This is a genomic window from Shewanella sp. KJ2020, assembly GCF_024197625.1.
GTDB lineage: Bacteria > Pseudomonadota > Gammaproteobacteria > Enterobacterales > Shewanellaceae > Shewanella.
This window is the reverse complement of record NZ_JAKUKD010000015.1, coordinates 145,358-163,956: the sequence shown is the minus strand read 5'-3', so window position 1 is coordinate 163,956 and position 18,599 is coordinate 145,358. Positions and strand designations below refer to the sequence as shown.

At 48.2% G+C, this 18,599-nt stretch carries 17 protein-coding genes; 11 read left to right on the top strand and 6 right to left on the bottom strand.

Going from position 1 to position 18,599, the window contains the following annotated elements; genetic code table 11:
- Positions 1 to 36 precede the first annotated feature (36 nt).
- On the top strand, positions 37 to 936 hold the full coding sequence (locus tag MJO46_RS09735) for a TraB/GumN family protein (RefSeq protein ID WP_253989133.1): 900 nt from the start codon (positions 37 to 39) through the stop codon (positions 934 to 936).
- 108 nt (positions 937 to 1,044) lie between these two features.
- Here MJO46_RS09735 and MJO46_RS09730 read toward each other — a convergent pair whose 3' ends face one another.
- Positions 1,045 to 1,827 carry a methyltransferase domain-containing protein gene (locus MJO46_RS09730; RefSeq protein ID WP_253989132.1) on the bottom strand — a complete coding sequence of 261 codons (783 nt, stop codon included), beginning with the start codon at positions 1,825 to 1,827 and terminating at the stop codon, positions 1,045 to 1,047.
- Positions 1,828 to 2,236: 409 nt separating this feature from the next.
- On the opposite strand from MJO46_RS09730, the gene MJO46_RS09725 reads away from it, so the two are divergent.
- The 3 genes from MJO46_RS09725 to MJO46_RS09715 all read left to right on the top strand — a co-directional run bounded on the left by MJO46_RS09725 (position 2,237) and on the right by MJO46_RS09715 (position 5,677).
- Positions 2,237 to 3,067, top strand: a complete 831-nt coding sequence (locus MJO46_RS09725; protein WP_253989289.1) for a MaoC/PaaZ C-terminal domain-containing protein — start codon at positions 2,237 to 2,239, stop codon at positions 3,065 to 3,067.
- 339 nt (positions 3,068 to 3,406) lie between these two features.
- A complete protein-coding gene (locus tag MJO46_RS09720) occupies positions 3,407 to 5,119 on the top strand; it encodes a formate--tetrahydrofolate ligase (RefSeq protein ID WP_253989131.1) in 1,713 nt (570 codons plus the stop codon).
- A gap of 228 nt (positions 5,120 to 5,347) precedes the next feature.
- On the top strand, positions 5,348 to 5,677 hold the full coding sequence (locus tag MJO46_RS09715) for a hypothetical protein (protein WP_198782235.1): 330 nt from the start codon (positions 5,348 to 5,350) through the stop codon (positions 5,675 to 5,677).
- A 53-nt stretch (positions 5,678 to 5,730) separates the two neighbouring features.
- On the opposite strand, the gene MJO46_RS19890 is transcribed toward MJO46_RS09715, so the two are convergent.
- Complete coding sequence (locus MJO46_RS19890) at positions 5,731 to 5,856, bottom strand: hypothetical protein (protein ID WP_293633663.1); 126 nt, start codon at positions 5,854 to 5,856, stop codon at positions 5,731 to 5,733.
- Between the two features lie 274 nt (positions 5,857 to 6,130).
- Between MJO46_RS19890 and MJO46_RS09710 the strand changes: the two genes are divergently transcribed.
- From MJO46_RS09710 to rraB, 6 genes are all read left to right on the top strand, one after another.
- Positions 6,131 to 6,421: an ABC-type zinc uptake system zinc chaperone gene (locus MJO46_RS09710; RefSeq protein ID WP_253989130.1), complete on the top strand. Its 291-nt coding sequence runs from the start codon at positions 6,131 to 6,133 to the stop codon at positions 6,419 to 6,421.
- A gap of 82 nt (positions 6,422 to 6,503) precedes the next feature.
- Positions 6,504 to 7,685, top strand: coding sequence for a hypothetical protein (locus tag MJO46_RS09705; protein ID WP_253989129.1), 1,182 nt, complete (start codon positions 6,504 to 6,506; stop codon positions 7,683 to 7,685).
- Entirely contained in the window at positions 7,669 to 8,577 is a 909-nt protein-coding gene (locus MJO46_RS09700) for a metal ABC transporter solute-binding protein, Zn/Mn family (RefSeq protein ID WP_253989128.1), read from the top strand. Before MJO46_RS09705 ends, MJO46_RS09700 begins: the two co-directional genes overlap by 17 nt.
- 5 nt (positions 8,578 to 8,582) lie before the next feature.
- On the top strand, positions 8,583 to 9,383 hold the full coding sequence (locus tag MJO46_RS09695; protein WP_253989127.1) for a metal ABC transporter permease: 801 nt from the start codon (positions 8,583 to 8,585) through the stop codon (positions 9,381 to 9,383).
- A gap of 188 nt (positions 9,384 to 9,571) precedes the next feature.
- Complete coding sequence (locus tag MJO46_RS09690) at positions 9,572 to 10,315, top strand: 1-acylglycerol-3-phosphate O-acyltransferase (protein WP_253989126.1); 744 nt, start codon at positions 9,572 to 9,574, stop codon at positions 10,313 to 10,315.
- Between the two features lie 43 nt (positions 10,316 to 10,358).
- Positions 10,359 to 10,769 (top strand): ribonuclease E inhibitor RraB, encoded by a 411-nt coding sequence (gene rraB, locus MJO46_RS09685; protein WP_007650816.1) that lies wholly within the window; start codon positions 10,359 to 10,361, stop codon positions 10,767 to 10,769.
- A gap of 93 nt (positions 10,770 to 10,862) precedes the next feature.
- Here the strand turns inward: rraB and MJO46_RS09680 are convergent, their stop codons facing one another.
- Both MJO46_RS09680 and MJO46_RS09675 read right to left on the bottom strand, forming a co-directional pair.
- Positions 10,863 to 11,831 carry a sensor domain-containing diguanylate cyclase gene (locus MJO46_RS09680; protein WP_253989125.1) on the bottom strand — a complete coding sequence of 323 codons (969 nt, stop codon included), beginning with the start codon at positions 11,829 to 11,831 and terminating at the stop codon, positions 10,863 to 10,865.
- A gap of 18 nt (positions 11,832 to 11,849) precedes the next feature.
- On the bottom strand, positions 11,850 to 12,845 hold the full coding sequence (locus MJO46_RS09675; protein WP_198782243.1) for a response regulator: 996 nt from the start codon (positions 12,843 to 12,845) through the stop codon (positions 11,850 to 11,852).
- 398 nt (positions 12,846 to 13,243) lie between these two features.
- Between MJO46_RS09675 and MJO46_RS09670 the strand changes: the two genes are divergently transcribed.
- Positions 13,244 to 14,050 (top strand): crotonase/enoyl-CoA hydratase family protein, encoded by an 807-nt coding sequence (locus MJO46_RS09670; protein WP_253989124.1) that lies wholly within the window; start codon positions 13,244 to 13,246, stop codon positions 14,048 to 14,050.
- A 360-nt stretch (positions 14,051 to 14,410) separates the two neighbouring features.
- Here the strand turns inward: MJO46_RS09670 and MJO46_RS09665 are convergent, their stop codons facing one another.
- Together MJO46_RS09665 and rapA are read right to left on the bottom strand one after the other, a co-directional pair.
- Positions 14,411 to 15,331, bottom strand: a complete 921-nt coding sequence (locus MJO46_RS09665; protein WP_253989123.1) for a DUF3530 family protein — start codon at positions 15,329 to 15,331, stop codon at positions 14,411 to 14,413.
- Between the two features lie 121 nt (positions 15,332 to 15,452).
- On the bottom strand, positions 15,453 to 18,359 hold the full coding sequence (gene rapA, locus MJO46_RS09660) for an RNA polymerase-associated protein RapA (RefSeq protein WP_253989122.1): 2,907 nt from the start codon (positions 18,357 to 18,359) through the stop codon (positions 15,453 to 15,455).
- Positions 18,360 to 18,599 lie beyond the last annotated feature (240 nt).

Genomic DNA, 18,599 nt, shown 5'->3' with positions numbered 1-18,599 from the left:
TTGCAAAATTTGCAGGAATTATAAGGGGCAAAGGATATGGCAACAAGCCAATGGCGACTAATAGTCTCAATCTGTTGTGCCGCGATGTTTGGCAGCGCAGCAAGTTGGGCGGCTGTGGATGATAAGCCGCCATTTTATCGGCTAGAGTGGCAGGGTAAGAGCGCCTATTTACTGGGTTCTATTCATATTGGCAATGCCGATTTTTATCCTTTGCCCAGCCAAATTGAAGCGGCGTTCGACCGTGCGAAGGCGTTAGTGGTCGAAGTCGATATGAATAAAGTCGATAGCCGCGCCTTGTTACAAAAATATGGCATGGCAGATAAAGCAAGGGGTTTAGATTGGCAGAGCCGTGATCAGCAAACGGTCGCCGCTATGGTGCCCTATTGTGAGGCTCAAGTGAATTTATGCCAATCTATACAATCATTTGCCCCATGGTTGCAGGCATCTCAACTTAATCTCCTGCGTTATAATGACTTAGGCTATAGCACGGATTATGGCGTGGATATGCAACTACTTGGGCGCAGTACAAGGCGAACTGTGTTTGAGTTAGAAACGGCGGAGTCGCAGTTTCAATTATTGGCCTCATTCGATAGCCAGACTCAATGGTCCATGGTGCGCGAAGCCATTAGTGTTCCCGATGCCGAATTGTTGTCACTCATTACGGCTTGGCGCACGGGGGATGAAGCTGGCCTAGATAGGCTGATGCAGGAGCAGATGGGGGGCGAGGGGGAGACTCAAATGCTGGAAAAAATCCTCTGGCAGCGTAACCGTACTATGGCCGAGGGTATTATCAAGTTGATGAATGCCGATGGATCACCGGCGCCCTTATTTGTGGTGATAGGTGCTGGCCATGTGGTGGGCGATAGGAGTGTGGTGCAGCTTCTGAGGCAGGCGGGGGCGAAAGTCACCCCCTGTTGGCGTGAGGTGTGCCAGTAAGTTGGCCAGTAGGTAACTTGGCTAAACAGTGGTACCTAGTCGGCCCAATAGCTTGGGCCGTGGTTGATTCGGTGGTATTTCAAGTGGGTATTTGAGATAGGTGTTTACCTATCGGCCTTTTGTTGCAGGGCCTTGCCCTAAAAAATGTACGTAGCGGCCGAGTGAAATATAGGGCTCGCGCTGTGAGTATTGGAGTTCCATGGTGAGTAGCTTTTGATAATCAAAATCCGCCGCTTGGCTCTTTTTCAAATAGTCGTGGATCACCCGCACCCCAGATTGAGTCACTAGTGCCATATCCCACTCGCTAAACCACTGTTTAACCTCATGGATATAAAGTGGATGGGTGGGGGTTAGGCGCACTTTTTTCTTCACTTTGAGCTCGGCGGCCACATAGTCAAAATTCCCCGAGACTAAGGCGTGAAAACGCATGGCTTCCTTATTGTAAAACATCAACGAGAACAGACCATTAGGTCTGAGCATTGTCAATAGACCTTCCATTGTGGCTTTAGCATCGGCAAGCCATTCGACAACGGCATGGCAGAGGATAAGGTCGAATTCCCCATATTGTTCCATCGACAAATCTTGGATCGGGGCATGGACTAAGGTGATATTTAAGGGAAGGGTTGAGGCCGATATTTGCTCCTGTGCCTGCGCAAGCATTTCGGCGGAGATATCGCATAACACGACCTCATGGCCAAGGCGTGCCAGCTTTTGACTAAAGTAACCAAAGCCGCCGCCCGCATCTAATATGCGCAGTTTTTTATCACCCAATTGGGCCAAGGCGGGGGAGAGGTCGCGCCATAATACGGCGGCACGGATTTCTCCCTTAGGAGTACCGTATATATTTTTCGCGAATTTTTGCGCGAGCTTATCAAAATTCTTATCTTGCACGTTTGAACTAAGTTAAAGAGTGTGGGGCGATAGTGTGGCACAGGCGTAAAAATTTCGCACATTTGGAGGAGGGAACCTCAAAATAATTTCGGTATTTTTGTATCGTTAAATTATAACTAATTGATTTTATTGATGGTAAATAATCCTACTAAACTTAGGGATACACAGAACTGAGTGCTCTGGGGTATAATCTCGCCGTTTTCGACAAACCTGACTCTTTAATTGTCCATTCGGAGAGTCAGCATCAGCCCTTTTTAAGACGTAGTTTTGCCTGTTTTATACTCGTAATCAGTTTGATTTATCAGATGTTAGTCATCTGCGCGGGGTATTTCTGGCTATCGGCGCCGAGGGATAGTTAATTAAAAGGTACTCAGACTTGAATAATGCATATTGTGTTGAATTGAACGCGATGCCGTCGCTGTTTTCTCTTTATCGCAAGATCTTCTTTGGACGCAAACCCGGTTGGGACCAACAGCCTCTGCCCCATATTAAGGTCACTGCGTCTAATGTGACAGTGTCTGAAGCGAGCGTCAGCCAATACGCCCAAGTTTGCGGCTTTCAGTTTGATGGAAAAGTCCTACCGCCGACTTACCTTTATATCATGGCCTTTCGTCTACATGCGGTCATTTTTACCCACGATGGCATTACCTTTCCATTGCTGGGCATGATCCACCTTAAAAACCGCATCCAAGTGTATCGCCCTACGACAGTCGACGAGCAGTTTTCCTTAGAATGCGCACTCACAACGAGCCGTGAGACTGACTCAGGATTGGAATTTGAGTTTGTTTCAAAGGTATTTGTCGGGGAAGAGTTAGTGTGGGAATCGCTCTCGACCTATTTATATCGTATCGAAACCGCGGGTCGTAGAGTGCGTCCACCTAAGGCGCTTGAAATGGCGTGGGATGCACCACAGTGCTGGGAACTCAGTGAAGATCTTGGTCGCCGATATGCCAAAGCCTCCGGTGACTATAACCTGATCCATTTACACTCGGTACTTTCCAAACGCTTTGGTTTCGATCGCGTGCTGGCCCATGGCATGTGGTCTAAGGCTCGTTGCTTAGCTGAATTAATGCCCGAGATTGGCGAGCGTCCATTCGTTGTCGATGTGGCTTTTAAGTTGCCACTTTTAATGCCGGCCGAAGTGGGATTTGCCTATGAAAAGGGGGCCGATCGCTGGGTCTTTGAACTGCGGGATAGCAAAGGCCGTCGCCCCCATTTAAGTGGTGATGTGCAGTTTTAAACTTCCGCGGGTCCCGCATCTTAGGATCACTAGATATAACAATCACGGCGTAGTGAACGGCGTGATTGTTCCCTCGTATAGTTCAACCTAATCCCATTGAAACCCTGTTAAGGTACGCTGTGGCCCGTTGCAGCTTGCCAGATGCTAAACCATTGTTGGCTAATGTCTTGGGCATTCACTTCGTCGGCAATGACGGCTAATGTTTGATGCAGATTAAGGAATCGCTCATTAACCCCTACTATCGCTTTCTCATCACCTAATATTTGTGGTATTCAATCGGCCTATGTCGATATTGAACATTCATACTAACCCAGAATACCTTCGAGGGAGAAATCACCCATGCTGACCGATATGGCTATCTCAGGCCGTGCAAGTTTAAAAAACATCGCAGAATTGGGTGTCGAGTTTGGGCTATTACCCGAAGAAATGACCTTAGTTGGCAACACGAAAGCTAAGGTCGATTTAGGTGTGCAGCGGCGGCTAGCTGGGCAGAGTAAGGGTAAGCTGATTATCGTTACGGCCGTCACTCCTACGCCCTATGGTGAAGGTAAAACCGTGACCAGTATTGGCTTAACTCAATCGCTTAAGGCCATAGGCAAAAGGGCCTGCGCTTGTATTCGCCAGCCGAGTATGGGGCCGGTATTTGGGGTGAAAGGCGGTGCAGCCGGTGGTGGTTACGCACAAGTAGTGCCAATGCAGGAACTGAATTTACACCTCACCGGGGACATTCATGCAGTAGGGAGTGCCCACAATCTAGGTGCTGCGGCTATTGCTGCACGGCTGTTTCACGAGTCGCGCTTAGACAAAACCGAATTTGAGGCACAGTCTGGGCTGACATTTTTGGATATCGATCCCAGTGAGATCCGCTGGCATAGGGTGGTCGATCATAATGATCGCTGTCTGCGGCAAATCCAGGTGGGATTGGGTGAAAACAATGGGCCCGAATATGCATCACGCTTTGACATTAGCGCCGCCTCCGAGTTGATGGCTATTCTGGCCCTTAGTCAAAACTTAGCGGATATGCGTGCTCGTATCGGTCGCTTAGTATTGGCGCTCAATCGGCAGGGGGAAGTGATCAGCGCCGATGATTTAGGTGTTGCGGGTGCTATGGCGGCGATTATGGCCGATGCCATTAAACCGACTCTAATGCAGACTCTCAATGGGGCACCATGTCTTATCCACGCGGGGCCATTTGCCAATATTGCCCATGGCAATTCATCGATTATTGCCGATGATATCGCCTTAAAACTGGCCGATTTTGTGGTTACCGAAGGCGGGTTCGGTTCCGATATGGGCTTTGAGAAATTCTGTAATATCAAAGTGCGTCAGTCGTGGCAGGTGCCGAGTGCGGCGGTGTTAGTCACCACTCTAAAGGCTCTCAAAGCCAACAGCGGTGTGGAGTCTGATATGGATATCAATGCGCCCGATCAAACTCGTCTCGAGGCGGGATTTACTAATTTAAACTGGCATATCAACAATGTGGTTCGATATGGTATTCCGGTAGTGGTGGCCATTAACCGTTTTGCTACCGATACGGATGCCGAGCTGCAGTGGTTGACTGAGGCCGTGAGTCGTACTCAGGCCTTTGGTTGCGAGATAAGCGATGCCTTTACCAAGGGCGAGGCTGGCGCTATTGCTCTAGCGCAAACTGTGGTCCAAGCCGCTGAAACTGAAAGCCAGTTCAAGCTGTTATATTCAGATGAAGTCTCATTGGAAGCTAAATTATCCACTATAGCCGAGGTCGGTTATGGCGCGGCGAGCGTTAGCCTTTCTATCGAGGCCAAGCAGCAGCTGCAGCAACTGAATGCATTGGGTTATGGGCATTTGCCGATATGCATTGCCAAAACACCACTGTCGATCAGCCATGATCCTATGCTAAAAGGGGTGCCAAAGGGCTTTATCGTGCCTATTCGAGCCTTAAGTTTGAATGCGGGGGCGGGATTTATTACGGCACTGGTGGGCAATGTGATGACTATGCCAGGACTTGGGATCACGCCGGGTTATTTAAAGATCGATATCGATGAAGACGGCGAGATTATTGGATTAGGTTAACGGCTTTTACTGCGCTGTCGCTAAGCTCACATTCAGCACAGGCTAGCGCGCTATCCTACCTGGCATTATTTTACCGCAGTATGGATATGCACATCACGCTGAGGGAACGGGGTGCTAATGCCCTTAAGTGTGTTTATCGACATTTTTAGCTGTTGAGATCAATTTGGACCTTTGGGCTGCGCTGGGATCTGGTAAACTTGGGCCCCTTTATTTAGGAATCCTAGTGTTATGTTGTGCTCCCATTGCAACCAGTATATTAAAGTGAGTGAAATCAGCCATCAGCGGGGGAAGGGTTTCCATGCACAAGTTCAATGTCCCCATTGTGCTGCTTGGCTTGGGCGTAGTCCTACGCTCGCTAAACTTAAATTACTTGGATTTTATTTGAGCCTCTTCACTGGGCTTTACAGCTACTTTGATGCATCGGTCAGGCACTTTTTAATTCCTGTGATGATTTTTTCTTTAATGCTGTTGTTTGTAAGTCACTTTATGGATCAAGTGATTACGATAGAAGCGCCGGAAAAGGTCGATGATAGTGAGCAGCGGCAGAAATACCGTTAGGCACTTTAAAGTAGAGCCCAAGGACATGGGCTCTGTGGGCAGGCAAAGAGTGGTTATTGCACGACTTGCTCTTGGCTCTCTAATGAATGTTCAACATAATAAATACCGCCCAAAATCAAGGCGCCGAAAATCACTATACCTAAGATTAGCCCTAAGTTTTCACGAAAAAATGCTAGCATTTGGGTTACCTTTTGATAGATGGACAGGGGAATAATGCCAAGCGAATCTTGTGGATCTTCGCCTGCATAAAGACTCAGCACACTATAGTTATCCTGACTTAAGCTAATCTTAAATCCTCTTTTTAGCTAGCCTACGCTTTGTTTTTCATCTGTTTTATCTATAACAGCATCAAAGGTAAACATCTTGTAACCTATTGCGGGATCATTACCTTATTGCAACTTGCCTGGGGCCTGGCATAAACTTATGTACTTTTTTAACTATGGGAACGACTAGGTGAGACTTCAAAGTCACATAAGACGCACTCTCTCAATATGGCTCGCTGCCGTATTGGTCGTGCTGTCTTTTGCCGCCTCAGCCCATAGTGTGACCCACCTTGACGATGGTGTGCAGACCCACTGTACGCTCTGCTTTCATCAGCACCAACTCAACAAGATTTTATTGACTCAACCGCTGACGCTCAATTTAGCTGTGCAGCAGTTCGATGTGGTCGAATTTAATTTACCTTCCTTTATTTCAAAACACTTTAGTGTTTATCGCAGTCGTGCGCCTCCTTTTAGCCTCTAAATCAACTTAAATATTTTAACTTATTGTATTTCTTGATGGCTTAATATCAGCCATCGAGTGCTAGTTGTATTTTGGAGATATCATGACTGTGTTAAATACCCGAATTTCTTTGGTGGCTTTGGCGTGCGCTTTAGTTTCGCCGACACTCTTAGCGGAAGATTCGAGCCTGACTAATCCTGCGATCAGTGCCGTATTAAATGGCTATTATCAAACGGGCGAGCGTCCCTTGGCCGAGACCACCGATGGTTTTGGTTTAGGCGAAACCGAGCTGGCGCTGAGCGCCAACATTGACGATATGTTCTATGGCAAAGTCACCGCAGTGGTTGAGAGCCATGACGGTGAAACCGAGCTGAATCTTGAGGAAGCCTTTATTCAAACTATGGCGATGCCAGCGGGTTTTTCTATCCGTGGTGGCCGTTTTCTATCGGATATTGGTTACTTAAATAATCAACATTTACATACCGATGCCTTTACCGATCGTCCTATCGCCTACCGAGCGTTTCTAGGCGGCCATTACTTTGATGATGGGGTGCGTTTAAATTATGTTGCCCCAACGGATCTCTATTGGACCATGGGCATCGAAGCCTTTAAGGGCGACAGTTTACGTGCGGCCGATGAACATGGTGAGCGTGAATTTGAGACGGTTGGGGTTTATACCTTATATTCAAAAATCGGCGGTGATATCGGCGATAACAGTTCATGGCAGGCGGGCCTAAGTTACCTACGTAACGAAAATGGCCAAGTGACGGCCCATGAAGAGGGCGAAGATCACGAAGAAGAAGCCGCGGAGGAAGGCCATGATCATAGCCACGCGGCATCTTATACGGGTAAAAATACCTATGGTGCCGATTTTGTTTATAAGTGGGCGCCCAATGGTAATTATAAGTATCAAAATTTAACCCTGAGCGGTGAATATTTCCGTGTCAGTGATTTTACTCCCACTGAATTACATCCCGAGGATGCGCCGAGTAAAGATTATCACCAGGGTTGGTATTTGAGCGGTGTGTATCAATTTACCCCGAGTTGGTCCGCTGGGGTGCGTTATGGTGAGGTCGATACCCAGGAACTCCATGGAGATCATTTCCATGGGCAAAAGTTGAAGGAATCAGAGGCCACTCTGGCATGGCATTCTAGCCATTTCTCGACGGTTCGTTTCCAGTATACCCATCAAAAGGGTACTAACTTCGATGGAATAGAAGACGATAACATCTTTACTATCCAATACATTATGTCTCTGGGGGCCCACGGTGCGCATCAATTCTAATTTAGCTAAATTGGCCGCAGTGGCCTTATCTGTCGCTTATACCGGTTTGGCCCATGCCGAACTCAATGTATTTGCCTGTGAACCTGAATATGCGGCATTAACGAAGGAACTTGCTCCTACGGCTAGCATCTATTCGGCAACCACAGCCTTGCAGGACCCACACCAAGTGCAGGCGCGACCCAGTTTGATTGCTAAAATGCGTCAGGCGGATCTTGTGGTCTGCGCTGGCGCCGATCTTGAAGTGGGTTGGCTACCTATGCTGCAGATGAAGTCGGCGAATGCTAACGTGCGCTCGACCGAGAAGGGCTTATTTTTCGCTGCCGATCAAATTGACACCTTAGACAAACTGGCCAGTGTCGATCGCAGCATGGGTGATGTGCATGCTAAGGGGAATCCGCATCTGCATTTCGATCCGACCCGACTGCTTCAGGTCGCGACAGCGTTAACGGCTAAGATGGTCCAGCTTGACCCTGCGGGAGCGGCCGATTATCAAAAATCATTAGCCGACTTTAGTGCCCGTTGGCAAGCGGCAATTCCCCGCTGGGAGGAGCAAGCCAAAGGGTTACAGGGTAAAAAAGTGATCGCCTACCATTCTAGTTTTAAATATCTATTCAATTGGATTGGTATTGAGCAAGTCGCGGATTTAGAACCTAAGCCAGGGCTTGCTCCTACCAGCAGTCACTTAGCGAGTCTGTTGAGCCGAGCCGAACAGGGCGATATTTTGGCGGTTATCGTTGCCTCCTATCAGGATGAGCGCGGCGCCAAATGGCTCGGTGAAAAGGCAAACTTACCCGTTGTGATGTTGCCTATGTCCGTTGGAGGCAATGACAGTAGCCAAGATCTTTTTAGCCTATACGACAGCGTTATTTCCCTCTTAAATGGAGTGAAATAACGCCTATGTTTGATCTGGAGCTGATGTCGATTCTCTTGCCTGCACTGGCGGCGGGGATCTTAGTGTTGTCGACACATATTGTGCTGGGTAGGCAAGTGCTTAAGCGTGGCATTATCTTTATCGATTTAGCCATAGCGCAGGTTGCTGCCCTAGGTGCCATCGTTGCCCATATGGACCACAGATTAGAAGATATGCCATTTTCCCATGTGTGGATGCCAGCCCTGTTTGCCCTTGGGGGAGCGGGGTTTATCGCTTGGTTATCTAAGCGAATGGCGGGTGAGTTGGAGGCGATGATCGGCTGCTTTTATGTGCTGTCGGCGGTGGCAGCTATGCTGCTATTGGCGAACGATCCACACGGCGCTGAGCTGCTAAAGCAATTGATGTCGGGCCAGATCCTCTGGGTGAGTTGGTCGCAATTGGTGTTGCCAACACTGGTGTATTCGGCGGTGCTATTGGCGATATTTCTGCGGCCCAACATTCTCGATGGGGCTGGGTTCTATCTGCTATTTGCCTTGGTCATTACCCTGTCGGTTGAATTAGTGGGTGTTTATCTGGTGTTCAGTACCTTGATATTGCCCGCTTTGGCGCTGAACAAGTACCGCGGTAAAGGTCGGTTATTTTACGCTTACCTCGTTGGTTTACTTGGCTATGTTTTAGGGTTGATTCTATCGGCGACGTTAGATTTGCCTAGCGGCGCGGCGATTGTCGCCACGTTGGCCGTGAGCGCCTTAGTCTTCCGCTTGGTGTTAAGCCGAGTATTACCCCAAGCTGCTGAGACTGACGTTTTACCTAAACAGCACGTCTAGTTGGAGTATATATCCATATAACAGCCCATCGATATGCTGGAGGTTTAGCGTATCGGTGGGCTTTTTATTGGCTGTGTTTGAACTTTTTGTTGGCAGTGTTAGTCAGTCAGCTTACAGATGTAAACAATATATTGAGTCCCTAGGCCATGGTGGCTATACTGTCGCCACTTTTATCGTCGGAGTATGCCGTGCTGTTAATCGTCAGATCTATGTTGTTGGCGGTGTCATTGTTGCTTGCCTTTATTTTTGGTGGCTTAGTGTGCTTGTTGAAGCCGCGTCATCGTGACAATGTACATATGTTCGCCAAGATCTTCTCATCCGTTGCCCCGATCCTAGGGATTAAAGTCATAGTACGTCGCCATAAAGACGTACAGGACGGCCCTTATATTTTCCTTGCAAATCATCAAAATAACTTCGATCTTTTCACCCATACCAAGGCTGTGCCTAAGGGAACAGTGAGCTTAGGTAAGAAGAGTCTGGCGTGGATGCCCTTGTTTGGCCAAATTTATTGGCTATCGGGTAATATTTTGATCGATCGTAAAAATCGCCATAGCGCCTTCGATACTATGGCTAAGACGGTCGAAAAAATTAAGCAAAAAAGTTTATCTGTGTGGATTTTCCCCGAAGGCACGCGTTCACGTGGGCGAGGATTGTTACCCTTTAAAGCGGGCGCCTTTCATACGGCCTTTGCGGCAGGGGTGCCTGTGGTACCTGTGCTTGCCTCCTGCCAGAGCCATATTAATTTAAACCGTTGGGATAACGGGGTCGTTATCATTGAGATGATGGCGCCAGTACCTACGGCTGGGCTAGATAAGGCAGATGTGAAGGCCTTTTCGGCGCAAATCCATGCCAGCATGTCGGAAAAATTCGCTGAGATAAATCGAGAAGCGGCAACATTAATGGGTAAAACTCTTACGGATGATGACGTATAATACCCTCAATTTGAGCCAGATTTACCTTAACGGAGACAAATCCATGTCTATTGAAAGTCAGTTAAAAGCCCAACTTGCCGAGAATCGTGATATAGTGCAAGCCCTGCTTGACGATGGCTCAGAGCCAGATGCGGAATACATTATTGAGCATCATTTTTCATCCACTAATTTTGACCGTCTCGAAAAAGCGGCTGTGGATGCATTTAAACTCGGTTTCGAAGTCAATGATGCAGAGGAAATGGAGCTCGAAGATGGCTCAGTGATCTTCTGTTTCGATGCGATTGCCCACCATAAGCTGGATGTAGCACTGTTGGATAAAGCCGCCGAGCAATTACTGCAACTGGCCGCAAAACAAAAAGTGGATTACGACGGTTGGGGAACCTACTTCGTTGGTGATGATATGGACGACGAAGATGAGGATGAAGACGACGAAGATGACGGATTTCCGCATTAATCCGTGTTCAGTCTCTTGATTGTTGTTACGACAGGATTTTAATAAAAATGCCCATTTATATGGGCATTTTTATTGGGTTTATCTTTTTATAAATCACTCACTCGGGGCGCTGTGTAACACACTACAATTGCGGCCTTTTTGTTTAGCTTCATATAGCGCCTTATCCGAGCAGGAGATCCAAGCTGAGCTACTGCTGATATGTTTGCCTATCTCACACACGCCTAAACTGACGGTCACTTTGATTTTGAGCCCATCGTACACTACGGTTGAATCGGCAATTTTTTCCCGCAAACGCTCGGTAAAGTGCAGGGCATCTACTCCGCTAGTTTTAGGCATGACCACAGCAAACTCTTCGCCGCCATAACGGCCGACACAATCGGTTTCCCGTAGGGACTGGCTGAGCAGATGGGCGATATGTTGGATCACTTTATCCCCAGCGATGTGGCCATAAGTATCATTGATATTTTTAAAGTGGTCTATGTCTATCATGACTAAACTAGCCATCCCCGAATAACGGGCATATAAATCAAATTCATGCTCTAAGCATTGTTGCCAGTGGCGTCGATTATGCAGTTGGGTTAAGCCATCGGTTTGACTGAGGTGCTCAAGTTGTTCGTTTGCCGCCTTAAGTTGCAATTTGTTAACCGCAATATCGGTAACGTCATACACAATCACGCTGATATGGGTGATTTGCCCGGTTAAGGAGGCGAGCGGTAGCAGGGTCACGTTTTGATACATGAAGTCGGCGCGACCAGTGATAGGGCGGTAGTTTTTGAATTGGAACACATAGGGCCTTTGTTCCCAACTGATAAAGGCACGATTTTTAAGCATAAAAACCGATTCCATTTTCTGCTTTAACCAAGTCGCGGGCAGATCGGGAAAGCGAGTAAATAGATTTTGGCCCTTGATCGAATTAGGGGAAACGCCGCTATGGTTCTCCATAAAACCGTTCCACAGTTGGATATTGTAATGGCGATCTAGCACGACTAACCCTACTTCTATGGTTTGCACCATATCGATAAGCCAGTGTAGTTCGTTCATTGCGCTTTGGTCGTTTGACATAAAGTAAAATCCAACTGGTTAATCGAGCAAATAGCCGAGCTTATAGCTCAGAGTGGGGATGGAATCCTCGGTGAAAAGCAATAATAGATCACATTGAATATTATGGTTTTCAATCCGATAGTTGATCTCCATCGCCAAGGTTCGTTGCCATTTTTCCGAGTTATCGTGGATGAGATCGTTGACTGTGCAGTGGCGGCCAAGCACCACGGGATGTGCTTGGCTAAATTTCATATCGAGCTGCTCGGATATGCCATTGAGGAAAGCGCCAATCAGCACGTTTCCAGTATCGATCAGGACTTCAATCTCAGTATTTTTATCTTCTGGATTGGCGAGCCCCATGAGCTTGGCCATATCTTGAAAGCTAGAGTCATGGAATAGCAGCAAGGCTTCACCCGCGATCCCAGCCCCAATAAAACCTTGGCAAAGTGCTGAAACTGTTGAGCTTTCTTCCGTCGCTTTGAGCGCCATAGTCAATTCACTGACCTCAAGCACATTCACATTAGGGATGGGAAGCAGGACAAACACATCGAGTAACTTTGCCAATAAATCGGCCGCTCGCCCCATGGCAACGTTGGCTATCTCCTGGCAGGCGTCGCGCATATCGACTTTGATCATCGGCACTTCATCGGCCAGATCTTTTTGCGCTAGGGTGAGTATGCCGTATTCCTGCAAAATATTGCTGATGGCATCGGCACTGACGGGCTTTTGGATAAAGTCTAGGGCGCCTAATGCTTTGACGCGTTCATGGGCTTTGATTTGAATATCGCCGGAAACCACAATTATCAGCGCAGGCAGGTCGTTTTGCTGCACTGTTTGCAGCACTTCATAACCGTCCATCACGGGCATATTAAGATCGAGAAACACCACTTCACCTTTACCCGCGCGAATGGCATCTAATCCTTCGGCACCGTTGGTCGCGTAGGTAATGTCGACATCCCACTCTTTGGGCAGGGTGCGGGCCATTTGCTTGCGCGCCATGGCGGAATCGTCACAGATGAGTACAGATATTGTCATGCTGACTGGTGATCCTTAATTTGCCCATTTATTGAAGATAACACTAATTTTTTAAGTCTGACTGACGAATTGTGAGCTTCGGGCAAGTCTGATTTATCTTTTCTACGTGTAAACTGCAGATTTTATGTTGTTAAATTCCTTGCAGATACGATTTGATGTTGGTGTTATGGAACTCACGTTGCTTCACCAATTTTTGAACTCGAACGGCTTATCTTGCTGAAAGAGCTATTAATATTCTTAAGCTTAATCGTCACAGCCTAACATAGTTACCCTGTAATGTTTGGCTGTAATGACAATATTTTGACCAAAGTCAAAATTCGCGCTCATGTTATATCTTTTAGTTAATTATGCCAAATGTGTTAACATTTAATCTGGACTGACCAGTAACGGAATATTTCATGAGTGACCAATGTGTGCAAGTGACAATTGACGATGGCATTGCCTATGTGCTGCTTAATCGTCCAGAAAAGATGAATGCAATTAACTATTTAATGTTTAGTCAGTTGGATAGGGCCATTAAAAGTATTAAAAAAAATCGCCGTATCCGTGCGGTTATTCTTTCGGGTGCTGGTGGCAATTTTAGCGCGGGGCTGGATGTTAAAAGTGTGATGTCGGCACCGATGCAAGCGGTCAAACTGCTTTTTAAGTGGTTACCGGGCAATGCCAATCTTGCACAACGTGTTTCCCTCGGCTGGCAGCGTTTACCTGTGCCTGTTATTGCAGTGCTCGATGGTTGCTGTTTTGGGGGAGGAATGCAAATCGCCCTCGGCGCAGATATACGTATTGCCAACCGTGACAGTCAGTTATCGATTATGGAGGCCAAGTGGGGGCTGGTACCCGATATGGCGGGATTAGTGACCCTGAGGCAAATTATGCCCAAGGATCAGGCCATGTTATTGACCCTGACGGCTAAAGTGCTGGGCGGCGAAGAGGCCTTATCCCTTGGACTCGTTACGCAATTAAGTGAACAGCCTATGCTTGCTGCTAAAGAATTAGCCGCACAGTTATGTAAGACTTCCCCCGATGCGGCAGCGGCGATCAAGCTCAGTATTAACGCGAGTTGGACCGCGCCGCTACGTAGCCTATTAAGCCGTGAATCCTTAAGCCAAATTAAGCTGTTGCTGGGTAAAAACCGTACTATTGCCGCGGTGCGGCAGCTAAAAGATCCCGATAAACCCTATCACAATAGGCAATCGGGTTGGTGATAAGCATTAGCGTAAACTATAGATTTAAAAGGAATAAGTAACGCTCTTTGGGACAAAAAGCTAAGTAGCCATTTTATCTGCTCAGGGAGTTTATTGTTTCCCCAACGACACGCCGTGAATATGTCCTTATAGGCTCGACGGCGACATCTGTAGCACATGGAAGTGTAAATACCGCGTTCACATTGTTGCTCATTCATATCTGACCCATAGGGATATGAGAAATGTCACTATGATGTCTAGAACATTATTGGCCATGTGATCGCGATATTCGTACATCCTTTTACATCAGATGTCGTCGAGCCTGTAGGGGCACTTCTTGTGAAATAATTTTTTAAGTTACCACTACCAGTCACCAGTCATTTAATTACCTGTGCTCATGCGGGCGGCGAAGCCCTTGATGGTATTTAAACAATTCTGCCATGCGCTCTCATTATCTAAATTAAGCAGCAATTGGGATTGGCGGTAGTTTGGCGTCTCTAGGGTGACGGCCAAGGTCCTACGCTGCTCTGCGGTGCTGAGCGATGCGGGATGACCATCCGGCGATTGAATATCCAGAATGGGCATAGTGAGTTTGGCCAGTTTTTCGGCCAAGGCTTGATTGCGTTCTTCGTCCTCGCTGTAGGGATTGATCACTATCAGCACATCGGGGTTGGCAATTTTCTTTTGGCTTAAAAGGCTGATTAATAACTCGGCACTTTGGTCGGCGGTAATTAACACTCTCTTACCGGGATAATCGGCCCCAACTGTCTCTAGCTGAGACAGGCTTTTGATGAGAAAGTCCTCCTGTTCGAGCAAATGTTTATAGCTGTTTTCAGGGAGAATTTTGGGGCTGGGTTTATTGGATGGCGTGCTGAGTTGTGCTGCCCCTGGGGAGGCGACTTCCTCTGCTGCGGTGGCAAAGTTTGGGGCTGGTGGCTCAGTGGGGGGCGTGAGGCTCAGACTTGCCCAACCCGCGGGGTTAATATTACGCCGTACAAAGGCCATCAGCCCCGGCGAATCCGCCGTGCCATTAGTGGCGGGTAAAATAATGCTAGCACCCAATTTTTTTCTACCCTCCCATGGACGAACTAGGAGCTCAAAGGGTTGGTTGTCTATGGTGATTTGTTTGATTTCTTGGCTGGGTAAATAGCTTCTATTGGGTTTTACGGTAGGCGTTTCTGGCGCCGTTGCTGGTTTTGTATCTGGTTCTGTCTTTGGTTCAGTCCCAGGTTCTGCACTGAGGCAGGGTAAAGTGATAAGGCTAAGAGAAAGACCAAATACAATAAGGAAGATGTGCGCCATAGAATAGGTAACCACCTGTGTAGTCTTATAAATTCACTTAGGCTGAGTATAATCTTTTAGTTAAGTAAACGCCCAGTCTATTAGCTGGGCGTTTGGTAGAGCATCGAAGGGGCGATCCGCGTTATACGTGGCTCACTAATACCATTCGAATCGCATCGAGTTGTAGCTGAGTATCGTCGAGGTAGTTAGTGAGTTCCTGTATTTGGTTGCGCAGGTAGGCTAACTCTTCCTCTCGGATATTGGGGTTTACCGCCTTAAGGGACTCTAAACGATCTAACTCGCCCGTTAATTGTGTGGTCATTTTCTCACGGGCCTGGCTAATCAGATCATCCACCGCAAGCTGGGCATATTCCTCGCCCTTAGCAAATAATGGGTGCAGGATTGGCTGTGATGCCGTGACTAACTTACTGCCAATATGGCGATTCACTGCGCTCAGCTGTTTATCAAAGCTGGCGTAATCCACCTTAGCGGATAAGTCATTGCCATTTTTATCCAGCAAGATGCGCACGGGTGTCGGCGGCAAGTAACGGTATAACTGGCTCGATTTTGGCGCCGACGCATCGGCCATGTAGATGAGTTCTAAGAATAAGGTGCCCGCTGGCAGGGCTTTATTCTTCAGAATCGCCACGCTAGTGGTGCCGGTTTCTGAGCCTGTGATCAAATCTAAGCCCGTTTGCACCAGTGGGTGCTCTTGGGTGATCAGCGCAATATCATCGCGCGATAAAGCGGTGTCACGGTCAAAGGTCACAGTCACGCCATCTTCTGGCAAACCTGGGTAGGTGGGGAACATCATGTGTTCACTCGGACGCAGAATAATCGAGTTTTCGCCTCTATCTTCTTGATCGACACCGATAATATCCCATAAACGAATCACCGAACCTATCAGTTGGGTATCCTGATCACTCTGGGCTAAACGCTCGACAATAGCCTTGGCCTTCTCGCCGCCGTGGGAGTTGATTTCCAGCAGCTTATCGCGGCCTTGTTCCATGGCATGCTTGAGTTCTTTATAGCGGGTTTGGGTATGGTTGAGCAGGTTGGTCAGCTCGTCACTGTCGTCACCCACAAGCACGTTTAACAGATCTTCGGCAAATTCACTGTAAAGCACATGGCCGCTTGGGCAGGTCAGTTCAAAGGCATTTAGCCCTTGGTGATACCACTGCATTAGACGCTCTTGGGCCGTATCTACCAGATAAGGCAAGTGAATTTGAATATCATTTTTTTGGCCGATACGGTCTAAACGACCGATACGCTGCTCCAATAGATCTGGGTTTAATGGCAGATCGAACAGCACTAAGTGGCTGGCAAATTGGAAGTTACGTCCTTCAGAACCAATTTCAGAGCAGATTAGCGCCTGGGCGCCGCCTTCCTCTTGGGCGAAGTAAGCGCCGGCTTTATCGCGCTCGATAATCGACATGCCTTCGTGGAATACGGTCGCTTGAATCCCTTCGCGGGTGCGCAGTGCTTCCTCTAGGCTCAGTGCGGTTTCTGCGCCGCTGGCAATGATCAGCACTTTTTTGCTGCGGTGGGATTTTAAGAACTCGATCAACCAATCCACACGGGGATCGAAGCGCCACCAACTGGCACTGTTATCCTCAAACTCTTGATAGAGTTTTTCAGGGCTCAGGGCCTGGGCGGCTTTGGCTTCTAGGGTTTTATGGCCACCCATCATACCGCTCACGCGCATGGCGGTGAGGTATTGTTCTGGCATGGTCTGGGGATGCGGATTAAAGAAACGCTGTGGAAAACCTTTTACCGAGGCGCGGCTATTACGGTAAAGCACACGGCCAGTGCCGTGGCGGTCGAGTAATTCCTGCAGCAATTCACTGCGGGCGGCCTGCTGGGTCTCGCTGTCTATACCGTCGGCTTGGATTAAACGGATACTCGGCGCTATATCTTTCTCGCTGAGCAATTCGGTTAAGCTGTTGATGGCCGCATCGGGCAATTTTGCCTCGCCCGCTAAGGCTTCGGCGGCAAGTGCCACCTCTTTGTAGCTGTGTTCTTCGGTTAAGAAGGCATCGTAATCGTAGAAACGATCCGGATCGAGCAGGCGTAAGCGGGCGAAGTGGCTCTCATGGCCCAGTTGGTCCGGCGTTGCGGTTAATAGCAATACACCGGGGACAACTTCACTTAAGGCTTCAACCACTTGATAGGCGCGGCTCGGCGCCTCTTCGGTCCATTCTAAGTGGTGGGCTTCATCGACGACTAACAGATCCCAGTCGGCGTCTATGGCTTGATCTAGGCGTTTTTTCTTACGCAGTAATTCGAGTGAACAAATCACTAATTGCTCTGTGTAGAACGGGTTGTCATTGTCGGCGTAGGCCTCGACGCAGCGGTCTTCATCGAATACCGAGAAGCGCAGGTTAAAGCGGCGCAGCATTTCTACTAGCCACTGATGGCGTAGGGTGTCTGGGACTATGATCAGCACTCGCTCGGCGCGGCCAGTTAGCAGTTGCTGGTGAATAATCAGGCCGGCTTCAATGGTTTTACCTAAGCCGACTTCATCGGCCAGCAGTACCCGCGGCGCATAACGGCGGCCGACTTCATGGGCTATCCACATTTGATGTGGAATAAGCCCAACGCGAGGACCTTGCAGACCCAGTAAATCCGAAGTCGCCAGTTTGTGGCGCAGCATTTGGCATTGATAACGCACACCAAAACGGTCGAGGCGGTCAATTTGGCCTGCGAATAAACGGTCTTGGGGTTTATTGAAACGAATATTGTGGTTCAGCAGGGTTTCACGCAGGGTAGCTGGCTCGCCCGTTTCGCTATGGATGCCGTGGTAAATCACTATGCCGTCTTTTTCGGTCAATTCACTAACCGCAAGGCTCCAGCCTTCATGGCTTTCAACCGTATCGCCGGGATTGTATATAACGCGTGTCAGAGGGGCTTCTGCTCGGGAGAACATGCGGTTCTCACCGGTGGCAGGGAATAACACAGTGACCATACGGCCTTCTACTTGAACCACAGTTCCTAAACCAAGCTCTGACTCGGTATCACTTATCCAACGTTGACCTAAGGCGAACGGCATCTTAAATTCTCATTTCTAGGCGGACTCTAACAAAGGGCGCGTATGTTATACCAATACTAGGGATATTTAAATCGCCCTCTCACCCGTTAGAGCCTAATTCCCCGAGTGGTAGATTACAAATTGAACGACTAAGAAAATTGTTGAACCTGTGATAAGTCGCCTGTCATGCTAGTGTCATATTGGGGGCGATACACTGCCTTGGGTCTGGGAGGTAAACATAGGTTGCTGTATTGTTATCTA